13 protein-coding genes are annotated in these 14,002 nt (G+C 67.4%); 10 read left to right on the top strand and 3 right to left on the bottom strand.

What is annotated here, in order from left to right; all coding sequences use genetic code 11:
• Positions 1 to 33: 33 nt before the first annotated feature.
• From H8B22_RS01245 to H8B22_RS01235, 3 genes are read left to right on the top strand one after another with little or no spacing between them, the layout of a single operon-like run.
• Positions 34 to 1,596 (top strand): POT-type proton-dependent oligopeptide transporter, encoded by a 1,563-nt coding sequence (locus tag H8B22_RS01245; RefSeq protein WP_187712350.1) that lies wholly within the window; start codon positions 34 to 36, stop codon positions 1,594 to 1,596.
• Positions 1,597 to 1,634: 38 nt separating this feature from the next.
• The gene (locus tag H8B22_RS01240) at positions 1,635 to 2,237 is read left to right on the top strand and encodes a rhomboid family intramembrane serine protease (protein WP_187712349.1); all 603 of its coding nucleotides are present in this window, start codon (positions 1,635 to 1,637) and stop codon (positions 2,235 to 2,237) included.
• Between the two features lie 54 nt (positions 2,238 to 2,291).
• Positions 2,292 to 3,836 carry a tetratricopeptide repeat protein gene (locus tag H8B22_RS01235; RefSeq protein WP_187712348.1) on the top strand — a complete coding sequence of 515 codons (1,545 nt, stop codon included), beginning with the start codon at positions 2,292 to 2,294 and terminating at the stop codon, positions 3,834 to 3,836.
• Here H8B22_RS01235 and H8B22_RS01230 read toward each other — a convergent pair.
• Together H8B22_RS01230 and H8B22_RS01225 are read right to left on the bottom strand one after the other, a co-directional pair.
• Positions 3,829 to 4,032, bottom strand: coding sequence for a hypothetical protein (locus H8B22_RS01230; RefSeq protein WP_187712347.1), 204 nt, complete (start codon positions 4,030 to 4,032; stop codon positions 3,829 to 3,831). The two genes, H8B22_RS01235 and H8B22_RS01230, sit on opposite strands and share 8 nt — an antisense overlap.
• 169 nt (positions 4,033 to 4,201) lie before the next feature.
• Positions 4,202 to 4,735, bottom strand: coding sequence for a hypothetical protein (locus H8B22_RS01225; protein WP_187712346.1), 534 nt, complete (start codon positions 4,733 to 4,735; stop codon positions 4,202 to 4,204).
• Between H8B22_RS01225 and H8B22_RS01220 the strand changes: the two genes are divergently transcribed.
• The 5 genes from H8B22_RS01220 to cfa all read left to right on the top strand — a co-directional run bounded on the left by H8B22_RS01220 (position 4,719) and on the right by cfa (position 8,553).
• Positions 4,719 to 5,303, top strand: a complete 585-nt coding sequence (locus H8B22_RS01220) for a hypothetical protein (protein WP_187712345.1) — start codon at positions 4,719 to 4,721, stop codon at positions 5,301 to 5,303. The two genes, H8B22_RS01225 and H8B22_RS01220, sit on opposite strands and share 17 nt — an antisense overlap.
• A gap of 46 nt (positions 5,304 to 5,349) precedes the next feature.
• Positions 5,350 to 5,628: a GNAT family N-acetyltransferase gene (locus H8B22_RS01215; protein WP_187712344.1), complete on the top strand. Its 279-nt coding sequence runs from the start codon at positions 5,350 to 5,352 to the stop codon at positions 5,626 to 5,628.
• Positions 5,629 to 5,715: 87 nt separating this feature from the next.
• Positions 5,716 to 6,429 carry a pseudouridine synthase gene (locus H8B22_RS01210; protein ID WP_187712343.1) on the top strand — a complete coding sequence of 238 codons (714 nt, stop codon included), beginning with the start codon at positions 5,716 to 5,718 and terminating at the stop codon, positions 6,427 to 6,429.
• 108 nt (positions 6,430 to 6,537) lie between these two features.
• On the top strand, positions 6,538 to 7,374 hold the full coding sequence (locus H8B22_RS01205) for a DUF3298 and DUF4163 domain-containing protein (RefSeq protein ID WP_187712342.1): 837 nt from the start codon (positions 6,538 to 6,540) through the stop codon (positions 7,372 to 7,374).
• Positions 7,375 to 7,407: 33 nt separating this feature from the next.
• On the top strand, positions 7,408 to 8,553 hold the full coding sequence (gene cfa / locus H8B22_RS01200; RefSeq protein ID WP_187712341.1) for a cyclopropane fatty acyl phospholipid synthase: 1,146 nt from the start codon (positions 7,408 to 7,410) through the stop codon (positions 8,551 to 8,553).
• Positions 8,554 to 8,571: 18 nt separating this feature from the next.
• On the opposite strand, the gene H8B22_RS01195 is transcribed toward cfa, so the two are convergent.
• Positions 8,572 to 10,020, bottom strand: a complete 1,449-nt coding sequence (locus H8B22_RS01195; protein ID WP_187712340.1) for an amino acid permease — start codon at positions 10,018 to 10,020, stop codon at positions 8,572 to 8,574.
• A 296-nt stretch (positions 10,021 to 10,316) separates the two neighbouring features.
• Here H8B22_RS01195 and H8B22_RS01190 point away from each other — a divergent pair, with 296 nt between their 5' ends.
• Positions 10,317 to 11,516: a glycerophosphodiester phosphodiesterase family protein gene (locus H8B22_RS01190; RefSeq protein WP_208456916.1), complete on the top strand. Its 1,200-nt coding sequence runs from the start codon at positions 10,317 to 10,319 to the stop codon at positions 11,514 to 11,516.
• Between the two features lie 205 nt (positions 11,517 to 11,721).
• Entirely contained in the window at positions 11,722 to 13,818 is a 2,097-nt protein-coding gene (locus tag H8B22_RS01185; RefSeq protein ID WP_187712338.1) for a M13 family metallopeptidase, read from the top strand.
• The last annotated feature ends 184 nt before the right edge of the window (positions 13,819 to 14,002 follow it).

Here is a 14,002-nt window from a genome sequence, read left to right as displayed (position 1 = left end):
ACCGGATGTCCGGCGCGAACCCGTGCGAGTCCCATGACAGCCAGCACCGCCAACGCCAACACCGGAAAGCTGCCCCGGCAGATCCCATACATCATCGGCAACGAAGCCTGCGAGCGCTTCGGCTTCTACGGGATGCGCAACATCCTGACGCCGTTCCTCGTGTCCACGCTGCTGATGTACATCGCCTCGCAGGGCGAGCGCGAGCACATGGCGAAGGACGTGTTCCACACCTTCGTCATCGGCGTGTACTTCTTCCCGCTGCTGGGCGGCTGGCTCTCCGACCGTTTCTTCGGCAAGTACAACACGATCTTCTGGCTGTCGCTGGTGTACGTGCTGGGCTTCGTCTGCCTGTCGTTGTTCGTGGACAACACTACCGGCTTCTACACGGGCATGTTCCTGATCGCGCTGGGGTCGGGCGGCATCAAACCGCTGGTATCGGCCTTCGTCGGCGACCAGTTCGACCAGAGCAACAAGGGCAAGGCCAAGGTCGTCTACGACGCGTTCTACTGGACGATCAACTTCGGCAGCTTCTTCGCCTCGTTGCTGATGCCGATCTTCCTCAGCAGCCTCGGGCCGGCGATCGCCTTCGGCATTCCGGGCGCGCTGATGTTCCTAGCCGTCGTGATCTTCTGGGCGGGGCGCCACAAGTACGTGCACGTTCCGGCGGCGCCGCCGAACCCGCATTCGTTCCTCAACGTCGTGCGCACCGCGCTGTTGGCAAGGCAGGCGGGGCAGGGGCGCACCGGGCTGGTCATCGCCGTGCTGGGCGCGGTGCTGGCGGTGGCTGCGCTCGGCCTGTGGCTGGTGGGTTCGCTGGAGTTCGTGCCGGCGTTCTGCCTGGCGCTGGTGCTGGTGATGGCCTTTGGCGGCGTTGGCGCAGCCATGCAGCTGGAGCGTGCCCGCGGTGCGCATCCGGACGAAGCCGTCGACGGCGTGCGCGCGGTGCTGCGCATCCTGATCGTGTTCGCGCTGGTGACGCCGTTCTGGTCGCTGTTCGACCAGAAGGCGTCGACCTGGGTGATCCAGGGCGGGCTGATGACCAAGCCCTCGTGGTTCCAGGCCGCGCAGATGCAGGCGCTGAACCCGGCCCTGGTGATGCTGATTATTCCGTTCAACAACCTGGTGCTGTACCCGTTGCTGCGCCGCATCGGCATCGAGCCGACGCCGCTGCGCCGCATGGGCACGGGCATCGCGTTCTCGTCCGTCGCCTGGGTCGTGGCCGGTTGCCTGCAGCTCGCCATCGACGGCGGCGACCCGGTTTCGATCGTCTGGCAGGTGCTGCCGTACGCGCTGCTGACGATGGGCGAAGTGCTGGTGTCGGCGACGGGCCTCGAGTTCGCCTACAGCCAGGCGCCGACATCGATGAAGGGCACGATCATGAGCTTCTGGATGCTCTCGGTGACCGTCGGCAACCTGTGGGTGCTGCTCAGCAACGCCGCGGTCCGTAACGATGGCGTCATCTCCAGCATTGCGCAGACCGGCCTCAGCGAAACCGCGTTCCTGATGTTCTTCTTCGCCGGCTTCGCGATGGTTGCCGCACTGGCTTTCGCGCTCTACGCGCGCCGCTACCCGATGCAGGACCACTACCGCGCCTGACGGGCGCGGAACGTGGCCGGAACGAGGATCGCTCCCGCATGCTGACCATCATCCTGATCGCGGTGACCGCCGTGGTGTCCTGGCTGGCGTTCGAGCGCCCGCCGCTGCTGCAGCGCCTGATCCTGTGGCCGCCGGCGATCGACCGCTACAAGCAGTACGACCGCCTGCTGACGCATGGCTTCATCCATGCGGACTGGTCGCACCTGCTGTTCAACATGATCACGCTGTTCTTCTTCGGCCGCGTGGTCGAAGGCTTCATGGCGCGGTACATCGGCTCGCTCGGCTATGCGCTGTTCTACCTGTCGGCGATAGTCATCGCGATCCTGCCGACCTACATGCGCCATCGCCACGACGCGCGCTACAGCAGCCTGGGCGCGTCGGGGGGCGTGTCCGCGGTGCTGTTCGCCTCGATCCTGCTCGATCCGTGGATGTGGATCCTCGCGCCGCTGCCGGTGCCGGGATTCCTGTACGGCATCGGCTACGTGGCGTATTCGTTCTGGAAGGACCGGCAGGGCGGTGGCAACGTCAACCACAGCGCGCACCTGTCCGGTGCGGTGTACGGCGTGCTGTTCATGCTGCTGATGGAGCCGGACGTGCTTCCGCATTTCATCCAGGCACTGCAGAGTCCGCGGCTGCCGTAGCCGCCAACTGGAAATCGGGGGAGTTCCATGGGATGGAAATATCTTGCCTGCCTGGTGGCAGGCCTGCTTCTGGCAGGCGAAGCGACGGCGGGATTGCCGCCGATTCCCGAGCGGCCCGAGGCGGAGGTGTTGAAGGACGCGCCCGCGCCGTGGCGCGACTACCTGCTCAAGGCGCGCGCCGCCGAGCGCATCGCCGATCCCTTGCAGCGTTGCCTGGCGTTCCCGGACGTGCCGGGGAACAAGTGGCCGGCCGGGCATGCGCAGGCGCATTGCCGGTACCACAACGCCGCCGTGCCCAGCCTTGCCGACGTGGAGGGCTACCTCCAGCGTGGCGAAGCAGGCGCGCTGGAGAAGCTGCTGGCGGATGCACTTGCCCGGCACTTCTCCGACAGCGGGTTCAGTGAGGAAATCCACCCGTTCTTCGAGCGCTTCCAGGGCGAGCCGGCGGATGCGGATCGCGTTTCCGCCCTGTGGCTGGAAAAGTCGCCCGACAGTGCCTTCGCCGTGCTGGCGCGCGGCGTTTACTTCGTAAGCGCGGCCTGGAAGGCCCGTGGCGGGAAATGGGCCAGCGAGACGCCGCGGGAAAGCCTGCGCGAGATGTCCCGCATGGCCGACCAGGCCGTGCCGTTGATCCGCAAGGCGATCAAGGCCGAGCCACGCCTGATGCCCGGCTACGTGGCGGCCATGGACCTCGCCATCTTGGATTCGCGCGCGGACCTGGAGGCGTGGGCTTTCCAGAAGGGGCACGGCATCGACCCCGGTTGTACCGAACTGGTGCGTTACCGGATGCGCTCGCTGGAACCGCGCTGGGGCGGCTCGTACGAAGCGATGCTTGCCTATGCCTACGAGTTGCCCGCGTTGTATCCGCGGCGGCCACAGATCGCGATGTACCAGGCAGCGCCCTTCGGCGATCGCGGCAATCGGCTGGTCCTCGATGACGTCTACACGCAGGAAACCGCGGACGTGCTCGACATCGCGGTTGCCACCGGTTCGACCGAGGCCCACCTGCACGACGCCGCCAACCTGGCGTACTCGCGCACGGACGCGCCCAAGGACCAGTGGAAGGGATTGGCCTACCTGCTGCAGGAGGCGCGGTTCAACAAGGGCGGCGCATGGGCCGATCGCAGGATCGGCTGGAACCTGCTTCGCACCGAACCGGAGTGGGCATTGCCTTACCTGGTGCGCGCGGAAGCGACCGAGCCCGATAGCGCGTGGGGCCAATACCTGCTGGGCGCGGCGTACTACAACAGCGGGCGTTACGAAGAGGCCGAGCGGCATTACCTCAAGGCCCTGGGCGATCAGAAGCAGCGGCAGGCGTCACTGCGCGAACTCACCACCATGTGGCTGTACGACGCCGGCCTCGCACACAAGCAGGCCGCGGCGAAAGCAGCGCCTTATATCGACCGGCTCCGCGCGGAATATCCGCAGGACGGTCGTGGCTTCATGTACCGCATGGATCAACTGGCCATGGCCGGGGGCGGTCGCCTGGATCCCGAGCAGATGAAGCAGTTCCTGAAGCTTGCCGATCGCGCTGATCCCGCGCAGAAACGCTACGCGGAGGAGATCGAAGCCGCCTTCCGCAAGGCGGGGATCAAATAGGCGAGGCGACGCGGACGCGGGGCGAAGACTCGGCTCCGCCCACGCCATAGGCCGCGGACAGGCGCGACTGGATGGTGGCGTCGATCGCGGCGAGTTCTTCCGCGTGTTCCTCGGGGTGGTCCGAGAGCTCGAAGTAGCGATGCATCAACGCATCGTCGCTGAATTGCTCGTAGGGGCCGTAATTCGCCTGGGCCATGGGTGGTGCTCCCTCTTGCTGGATAGTCGATGTGGCTTCCGTGCAGTCACAGGTCGGGGTGCCCGCTCCATGGACTCCGGTCAACGACAAACATTTCCCCCCTGCAAGCAAATCAACGCTACCCGATCACGCAGGCGGACTCGCTCACCCATGCGGGTCACGCATTCACTCACCCGGCGTGAATGTCGTGCGTGTTATCCGATGCCGCGTACGGCGTGAAGGCGCCGGTGCATGGCGAAAACACGGAGGCGAGCATGGCAACCCGCAAGACCACCAAGGCCGTCAGGAAAGCGACCAGGAAGGCCGTTGCACGCAAAGCGCCGGTCAGGAAGGTGACGAAAAAGGTGGCCGCAAAGAAGGCGGTGAAGAAGGCAGCGAAGAAAGCGGTGAAGCGGCCCGCAGCCAGGAAGGCGGTGAAGAAGGGCGTGAAGAAGACCGCCACCAGGCAGGTGGCCGTGAAGAAAGCGGTGAAGAAGGCAGTGAAGAAGCCCGCCGCCAGGAAGGTGGTGGCAAAGAAGGCCGTGAAGAAGCCTGCGGTCAGAAAGGTGACGGCAAAGAAGGCCGCAAAGAAGACGGTGAAGAAGAGTGCGACAAAGAAGGTCGTCCGCACGACCGTCGCAGTACTGAAGCCGATGTCAAAGTCGCCGCGCAAGACCGCCGCACCGAAGACGGCCGCCAGGAAGGTGGTGAAGAAGGCCGTCAAGGCTCCGGTCCGCAAGTCCGCGCAACGCACGTCCATGGCGCCGCTCAAACCGACGGTGACTGCTGCCACCGCGGCAGTCGCGAAGCAGGCCGCGCGCAAGGCGACTGCCGCGCCCGTGCAGCCCAGCGCTTCCAGCGCGACCCAGGTCGAAAAGACCCCGCGCCGCCGGGCCGCCCGCAACGATGCGACCGCGACCCTCGCGACGACCGCCGCCACGACAGCAAGCACCCCGATCAGCCCATCGCCGCCGCGCAAGCTCGATGGCGACGCCACCCAAGCCGCCCAGCCGCACCACATCACCCCGGAACAGGCCTTGGCCAATACCCGCGCGCTGCTCGAAGCCAAACACGCCCGCGCCAGCGAGCCGCCGCCGTGGCGGCAATTCGACACCGACCAGTCCCACCCGGTGGGCCACCATGCCGTGCCGGAGCGGGATGCAAGCCAGGAGGCGCAGGCCGAGGCCCACGCCGAGCAGCGCCACCGGGACGAAAGCCGCCTGGAAGCGACCCAGGGCAGCATCGGCGAGCAGGACCGCAAGGAGCAGACCCGTCGCGACGCCGGGGAATAGACTTCCCGCATCCGCCAACCGCGAACGGAGCAACCGCCTGAACGCCATGCAGTCGTACGAAATCCACCACGATCCCGTCGGTAGGCGCTTCACCACCGTGGTCGATGGCCTCGAAGCCGAGGTCACCTACCACTACGACCATGAGGTCCTGGTCATCAACCACACCGGCGTGCCCCGCCAGATCGAAGGGCGGGGCATCGCCTCGGAGCTGGTGCGCGCGGCGTTCGAGTTCGCGCGCGGGGCGGGCATCCGGGTGCGGCCGGCCTGCTCGTACGCGGCCGCCTGGATCCAGCGCCACAAGCAGTACGCCGACCTCCTGGCCTGACCGGGCTGGCTTGGGCCGGCCCGCCCGCGTGGCGCGGAAGCGGGAACGCAGGGCGTATCATTCCCAGCCGTTCCAAGCCCACCCCGCATGCGTCTCAACAAGCACATCAGCGACACCGGTTACTGCTCGCGTCGCGAAGCCGACCGCCTCATCGCCGAGGGCCGGGTCACCGTGAACGGCCTGCGCGCGCGCGTCGGCGCCGAGATCGGCGAGGACGACGCGATCCTCATCGATGGGCAGAAGCTGCAGGTCCGCACGGCCGCCAAGGGCCAGCGCCGGCACGTCTACATCGCGTTGAACAAGCCGGTCGGCGTCACCTCGACCACCGAATCCTCGGTCAAGGACAACATCGTCGACTTCGTCGGCCACGAGAAGCGGATCTTCCCGATCGGCCGCCTGGACAAGGATTCGGAAGGCCTGATCCTGCTGACCAGCAACGGCGACATCGTCAACGAGATCCTGCGCGCCGAGAACAAGCTGGAAAAGGAATACCTGGTTGCGGTGAACCACCCGGTCACCGACGAATTCCTGCGCGGCATGGGCCGTGGCGTGCCGCTGCGCGGGGAAACGACCCTGCCGTGCAAGACCGGCAAGCTCGGCAAGTTCGGCTTCCGGATCGTGCTGGTGCAGGGCCTCAACCGGCAGATCCGCCTGATGGCGGCGTATTTCGGCTTCCGCGTGAAGCAGCTGCTGCGCGTGCGCATCGGCAACGTCAAGCTCGGGCACCTGAAGCCGGGCCAGTGGCGCAACCTCACCGACGCCGAGCTGCGCGGACTGCTGCCCCAGCGCACCGAATGGTGACCCGCCTTTGATCGAATGCGCGTGCCGGTTCGTGCCGCATTCCACGTCAATGTGAATACGTGATCACGTTTTCGGCGATACTGTCGCCGGGATAACAGGGACTTGCCCATGCGCTTGAATCTTCCGCGCACTCTTCTCGTGCTGGCGCTATCCGCCGGCGCATCGCTGGCGGGCTGCAAGCGCGAGCAGCCTGCGCAGCCGGCCGCGCCCGCGGCCGACACACCGGCGGCGGTCACGCCGGCGACCGCTGCGGTCGACGCATCGCTGCAGGACGTTACCGAGCACACCGCCGACTACATCATCGGCATCAGCTACCCGCCGGTGGCGAGCCAGTACCCGCTGCTGGCGGCCGAACTGCGCCAGTACGCCGACAGCGCGCGCAAGGAACTGCTCGAAGCGGCCAAGGGCCGGGCGCAGGCCGGGAGCAGTGCCCCCTACGAGCTCGTACTGCCGTTCACCGAACTGCACGTTTCGCCGACCCTGGTGTCGGTGGGCGTGGACGGCAGCAGTTACACCGGCGGCGCCCACGGCGCGCCGCTGATCGCGCGCTGGGTGTGGTTGCCGCAACAGAACCGGTTGCTGCGCGCGAGCGACCTCGTCGCCGATGCCAAGGGCTGGGAAGCGATCTCCACGCTGGTGCGCGAACAGCTGCACACCGCGCTGTCGCAGCGCGTGGACGCCGACGAGCTGCCGCCGGCGGAACGCGTGGAAGTGCTCAAGAACGCCAACCGCATGATCGACGACGGTACCGAACCGGACCCGGATCATTTCAGCCAGTTCGAACCTATCGTCGGTGGCAACGGCCGCATCCAGTCGGTGCGCTTCGTGTTCGCGCCGTACCAGGTCGGGCCGTATTCGGACGGCACGCAGACGGTGGAAGTGCCGTCCGCGTCGCTGCTTCCCTACATCGCGCCTGCATTCCGGGGCCTGTTCGAAGGCGGGTAACGCCATGTGCCAGGGCAGCGTGAGCTGACCGCCATGTCCGCGACGCAGTCTTCCACGGCCGCGATGCGGAGCCACCCCTTCCGGCACCGGCTGGAGCGCCTGCTTGCGCTGGCCGATGTCCGCATCGACGGCGATCGCGACTGGGACCTGCAGATGCACGATCCCGGCTTGCCGATGCGGCTGCTGACGCAGGGATCGCTGGGCCTGGGCGAGTCGTACATGGACGGTTGGTGGGATGCGCGCTCGCTGGACGGGCTGCTGTACCGCTTGCTCGATGCGCACGTCGACGAGCGCGTGCACGGATTCGCCGCGTTCGTGGATGGCCTGCGCGCGCATCTGTTCAACCTGCAGACGCGCGGCCGCAGCTTCATCGTCGGCGAGCGCCACTACGACCTCGGCAACGACCTGTACGCCGCCATGCTCGGTCGGCGACTGGTCTACAGCTGCGGCTACTGGCGCCAGGCGCTCACGCTGGACGCGGCGCAGGAAGCCAAACTGGACCTGATCTGCCGCAAGCTCGGCCTGCAGCCGGGCATGCGCGTGCTGGACATCGGCTGCGGCTGGGGCGAGGCGCTGAAGTACGCCGCCGAGCGCTACGGGGTCAGCGGCGTGGGCGTCACCGTGTCGCGCGAACAGGCCGAATTCGCCCGCGACCTGTGCGCCGGGTTGCCGATCGAGATCCGCGTGCAGGACTACCGTTCACTCGACGAGAAGTTCGATCGCGTGTTCTCGATCGGCATGTTCGAGCACGTCGGGGTGAAGAACTACCGTCGCTACTTCGACGTCGCCCGCGCGTGCCTGGCCGACGACGGCCTGTTCCTGCTGCACAGCATCGGCAACAACCGCTCTGAACACCGCACCGATCCGTGGATCGCGCGCTACATCTTCCCCAACTCGATGCTGCCGTCGGCGGCGCAGATCGCGCGCGCCGTCGAGGGGCTGTTCGTGATCGAGGACTGGCACGGCTTCGGCCCCGACTACGACCGCACGCTGCAGGCGTGGCGGGCCAACGTCGAAGCGGCGTGGCCGCAGCTGCCCGCGTACGACGAACGCTTCCGCCGCATGTGGCGCTTCTACCTGGCCGGGTCGATGGCCAGCTTCCGCGCGCGGCGCATCCAGCTGTGGCAGCTGGTGCTGTCGCCGCGCGGCCTGCGCGGCGGTTACGACGCGCCGCGCTGAGGCGTCACTCCGCCGCGATCAGCCCTTCGCGAGCTTGCTGTGGCGGATGCCGTAGCCGAAGTACACGACCAGGCCGATCGCCATCCAGATCAGGAAGCGCTCCCAGGTGATCCAGGGCAGCTGCGACACCAGCCAGATCGAGAAGGCGATGCCGATCAGCGGCACCACCGGCACCCACGGCGTGCGGAACGCGCGCGGCAACTCCGGGCGCCTGCGGCGCAGCACGATGACCGCGCTGCAGATCACAACGAAGGCCGAGAGCGTGCCGATGTTGACCAGTTCGGCGACCTCGCCGATCGGCAGCAGGCCGGCGACCAGCGCGCTCACCGCGCCCAGCAGCAGGGTCGGGCGGTGCGGCGTGCCGTAGCGCGGGTGCACCTTGGCGAACCACGGCGGCAGCAGGCCGTCGCGTGCCAGCGAGAACCAGATGCGCGCCGCGGCCAGCAGGAAGGCGAACATCACGCTGATGATGCCGGTCACCGCCGCGACCGAGATCGCGATGCTGATCCACGGCATGCCCAGGTTCTTGAACGCGTCGGCCACCGGCGCATCGGTGCCCAGGGTGGAGTAGTGGGCGATGCCGGTCAGCACTAGCGAGATCGCGATGTACAGCACCATCGACACGCCCAGCGACAGCAGCACCGCGCGCGGCAGGTCGCGTTGCGGGTTCTTCGATTCTTCCGCCGCGGTGGTCAGGGTGTCGTAGCCGAACACGGCGAAGAACACGACCGCCGCCGCGGTGACCACGCCCGGGAAGCCGAAATGGCCCTTGCCGTCGGCGTCGACCACGCGCTCGGGAATGAACGGCGACCAGTTCGCCGTATCGATGTGGAACACGCCGACGCCGATCACCAGCACGACCGCGATGACCTTGATCAGCACGATCACGGTGTTGAAGCGCGCGCCCCATTCGGTGCGGACGGTCAGCAGGCCGGCGATCAGCAGCGACACGGCCGCGGCGATCACGTTGAACACGCGGCCTTCGCCGGTGCCCATCGCGCCCTGCGCCCATACCGGCAGGTGCAGGCCCATGGCATCGAGGATCGCCATGACGTAGCCCGACCAGCCGCTGGCGACCGCGGCGACGATCAACGCGTATTCGAGCAGCAGGTCCCAGCCGATCAGCCAGGCCGCGAATTCGCCCAGCACCGCGTAGCCGTAGGTGTAGGCGCTGCCGGTCACCGGGATCATGCCGGCGAACTCGGCGTAGCACAGCGCCGCGGCGGCGCTGGCGATGCCCGCGATGATGAAGGCCAGTGCCACGGCCGGCCCGGCGTTGGCGGCGGCCTGCTGGCCGGCGAGTACGAAGATGCCCACGCCGATGATGCCGCCCAGGCCGATGCCGGTCAGTTGCCACAGGCCGAGCACGCGGCGGAAATCGCCGCGCGAGCCGGCTTCGGCCTGCAGCTGTTCGATGGATTTGTGCCGCGTGAGCGCGGAAGCGAGGGAGCCGGACGGCTTGCTCATCGAAGAATTCCCCTGGGACGGACCGCCGCGATCATAGCGAATGCGCCGGCGGCGAACGGGGCGTGGCGACACGGCCGCCGGCACCCATTGCGTGACCTGCGTGCCAGTGCCGGCGCGTGACTTGCCGCGGTCAAGCGCCCGCAACGTCGGGCCACGACCATCGCGCAGCCGGCAGGGAGCCGGCATTCCCCCGACTGACCAAGAGGTCCATCATGCGAAGCACGCTGCTTGCCGCTGCCGCCACCTGCGCCTTGTTGGCGCTTGCCCCGGCAGTGTCCGCCAGGGACGCCCATGCCGTGACGCCTGTCCACCGCACCGACCACCAGGGTTTGATCGTGATCGGCCATCGCGGTGCGAGCGGTTATCGCCCCGAACACACCCTGGAGTCGTACCGCCTCGCCATCCGCCAGGGCGCCGACTTCATCGAACCCGACCTGGTCGCGACCCGCGACGGCGTGCTCGTCGCCCGCCACGAGAACGAGATCTCCGGCACCACCGATGTCGCCCGGCATCCCGAGTTCGCCGATCGCCGCACCACCAAGCGCATCGACGGCCAGGCGATGACGGGGTGGTTCACCGAAGACTTCACGCTCGCCGAACTGAAGACGCTGCGCGCGAAGGAGCGCATTCCCGCGGTGCGCCCCGCCAACACGCGCTTCGACGGCATGTACCAGATCCCGACGTTCGCCGAGGTCGTGCGCCTGGCGAAGGCGGAAAGCCGCGATGGCCGGGTGATCGGCGTGTACCCGGAAACCAAGCATCCGACCTATTTCGCCAGCGAAGGACGCCGGCTGGACGGCACCCCGATCGGCGTGTCGCTGGGACGCAAGCTGGTGGAGACGCTGGTCGCCGAAGGCTTCACCGATCCGCGCCGCGTCTACATCCAGAGCTTCGAGGTGGCGAACCTGATCGAACTGAAGAAATCGATCATGCCGTCGGCGGGCGTGGACTTTCCGTTGGTGCAGCTGTTCGACGACATCTACGCCAGCGGGCCCTACGACTTCCACTGGAACCTGGCCAACGGCGCCGACCTCGGTGCGATCTACGGCGGATTGCCCGGCGTGATCGGTGGCATCGAGGCGGACACGCAGTACCTCGCACTGGCCGGCGAGCCCGCGCTGCAGTGGATGAAGGCGAACTACGCCAGCGGCATCGGCCCGTGGAAGGTGAACCTGCTGCCGCGCGCCGCGTCGCCGGCGAAGGCCGATGCGGATGGCGACGGCAACGCGCAGCTGGCCACGCGCAACCATGGCCTGGTGCATCCCCTGCTGGCGCAGGCACTCAAGGCCGGGCTGGTCGTGCATCCGTACACGCTGCGCGCCGAAGAGCCGTACCTGTCGCAGACGCCAACCGGCATCAACCAGTCGGTGATCGCCGAAGCCGTGCAGCTGTATGGCCTGGGCGTGCAGGGTTTCTTCATCGACCAGCCGGACCTGGGCGTGGCGGCGCGGGAACTGTTTCTTGAAGCCAGCAAGCCGGCCCGCGTCAAACCCTGAGACGCCCGCATCGCAGGGCCGCGCCGGCGGCTTTCGAGAGTGAACGACGGCTTCTGCTTCGAGCAGCGCGCCGTCCCTGCATGTGACGTTCTAGCCCGAACGTCACATGCATCTGCAGGGGAACCACTGCTAGCTTCGGGATTACCGCATGGCTGCGATCGGGCCTCGATGCCTGCGGCCCGCCAGACCACTCCCGGAGATCCCCATGGCTGTACTTCAGATCAAACCGCTGGCCGCCGGCTGCCTCGTCGGCATGCTCGCCCTGGCCGGTTGCGACGCCGGCAGGCAGGCCGCGCCCGAAGCCCAGGCGGCCACCACCGCGCCGGCGTTCAAGCTCGACGAAGCCAAGCTGCCGCAGGTGGCCGGATTCCTCGCCAGCGACCTCGATCCCGCGCACGGCGCGTGCGCCGACCTCGACGCCTACGTCAACGGCAAGTGGAAGGCCGCCAACCCGATTCCGTCCGATCGCACCGACTGGGGGCTGTACGAAGCGATGAGCGAACGCTCGCTCGCCGTGCAGCACCAGCTCGCCGCGCATGCCGCGACGACCTCGGGTGCGGGCGTGGAGAAGATCATCGGCGACCTGTGGGCCACCGGCATGGATGCCGCCAAGCGCAACGCGCAGGGCATCCAGCCGCTGCAGGGCCGGCTCGCGGCGGTCGATGCGCTGACCGATGGCGATTCCGTCGCGCGCTTCCTGCGCGAGTCGTACGCCAAGGGCAATGGCTACGTGTTCGGCTTCGGTTCGAGCCCGGACTTCAAGGATTCCAACGTCAACATCGCCTACGTGACCCAGGGCGGGCTGGGCCTGCCGGATCGCGGCTATTACTTCGACGCCGACAAGAAGCAGGCCCGCGAGGCCTACCAGGCCCACGTCGCCAGGCTGCTGGAGATGTCCGGCATCGCCGCCGCCGATGCCGCTAAGCAGGCGCAGGACGTGCTCGCGTTCGAGACGCGCCTGGCGAAGGCGTCCAAGTCGAGCGAGGAGCTCTCGCGCGACACGGCCCTGTACTACAACCCGGTCTCGCTCGCCGACGCCGACAAGCTGACCCCGCATTTCGCCTGGAGCGAGTTCTTCGCCGCGCAGGGGCTGGCCGCGCCGAAGATGTTCTCGCTGGCGATGCCGGCGTTCCAGCAGGAATTCGACCGCATGCTCGGCGATGTGCCGGTGGCGACCTGGAAGAGCTACCTGCGCTTCCAGATGCTCGATGCCGCCGCGCGCTACCTCAGCGACGACTTCGCGCAGCAGTACTTCGAATTCCACAACAAGGCGCTCAACGGCCAGAAGCAGATCCAGGAACCGTGGAAGCGCGTGCTGGGCACGATCAACCGCACCACCGGCGAAGCCATGGGCCAGCTCTACGTGCAGGCGACGTTCCCGCCGGAATCCAAGACCAAGGTGCTGGACATGGTCCAGAACATGCGCGACGTGCTGAAGACGCGCCTGGAGAACCTGGACTGGATGAGCGCGGAGACGCGGCAGAAGGCGCTGGCGAAGTGGGCGACCTTCACGCCCAAGATCGGCTATCCGGACAAGTGGCGCGACTGGTCCGGGCTGGCCACGAGCCGCGACAGCTACATCGGCAACGTGCTCGCGGCCAATGAATTCAACTACCGCTGGGACCTCGCCAAGATCGGCAAGCCGGTCGATCGCAGCGAGTGGGGCATGAGTCCGCAGACGGTCAACGCCTACTACAACCCGCAGCTCAACGAAGTCGTGTTCCCCGCGGCGATCCTGCAGCCGCCGCTGTTCGACCCCAAGGCCGACGACGCGCTCAACTATGGCAACACCGGCGCCACCATCGGCCACGAGTTGATGCACGGCTACGACGACCAGGGCAGCCGCTTCGGGCCCGGCGGCAACTTCGAGAACTGGTGGACCGCCGCCGACGCGAAGGGCTTCGCCGAGCGCAGCGAGAAGCTGGTGCAGCAGTTCAACGGCTATGAAGCGCTGCCGGGCATGAAGGTCAACGGCCGCCTGACCCTGGGCGAGAACATCGCCGACCTGGGCGGCATCGAGATCGCCTACGACGCGATGAAGAAAGCGGCGGGCAGCACGCCCGACCCGATGGTCGAAGGCATGAGCCGCGACCAGCGCTTCTTCGCCAGCTACGCGCTGAGCTGGCGCGGCGCGATGACGCCGGAGTCGCTGAAGGTTCTGGTGGCCACCAACCCACACGCCCCGGGCAATTTCCGCGCGATCGCACCGCCGTCGAACATGCCCGAGTACGCCGCGGCGTTCCAATGCAAGGACGGTGACCCGATGGTGCGGGTTGGCGACAAGCGCGTGGTGATCTGGTAACCGGGAACTGCATGTCCTTCTCCCCGCATGCGGGGAGAAGGTGCGCGAAGGGCGGATGAGGGGAAGCGAGCGCAGCGAGCCCCAAGCAACCGCAAGATCAAAAGCGCCCCTCACCCGCCTTCGGCACCCTCTCCCCATCGCAGGCGATAGGGAGAGGGGAGTGCGATGGGGCTGAGGCTGCCAC

This window comes from Lysobacter terrestris (genome assembly GCF_014489475.1).
Lineage (GTDB): Bacteria > Pseudomonadota > Gammaproteobacteria > Xanthomonadales > Xanthomonadaceae > Agrilutibacter > Agrilutibacter terrestris.
The sequence above is the reverse complement of the archived record's forward strand: the minus strand, read 5'-3'. Positions and strand labels throughout refer to the sequence as shown.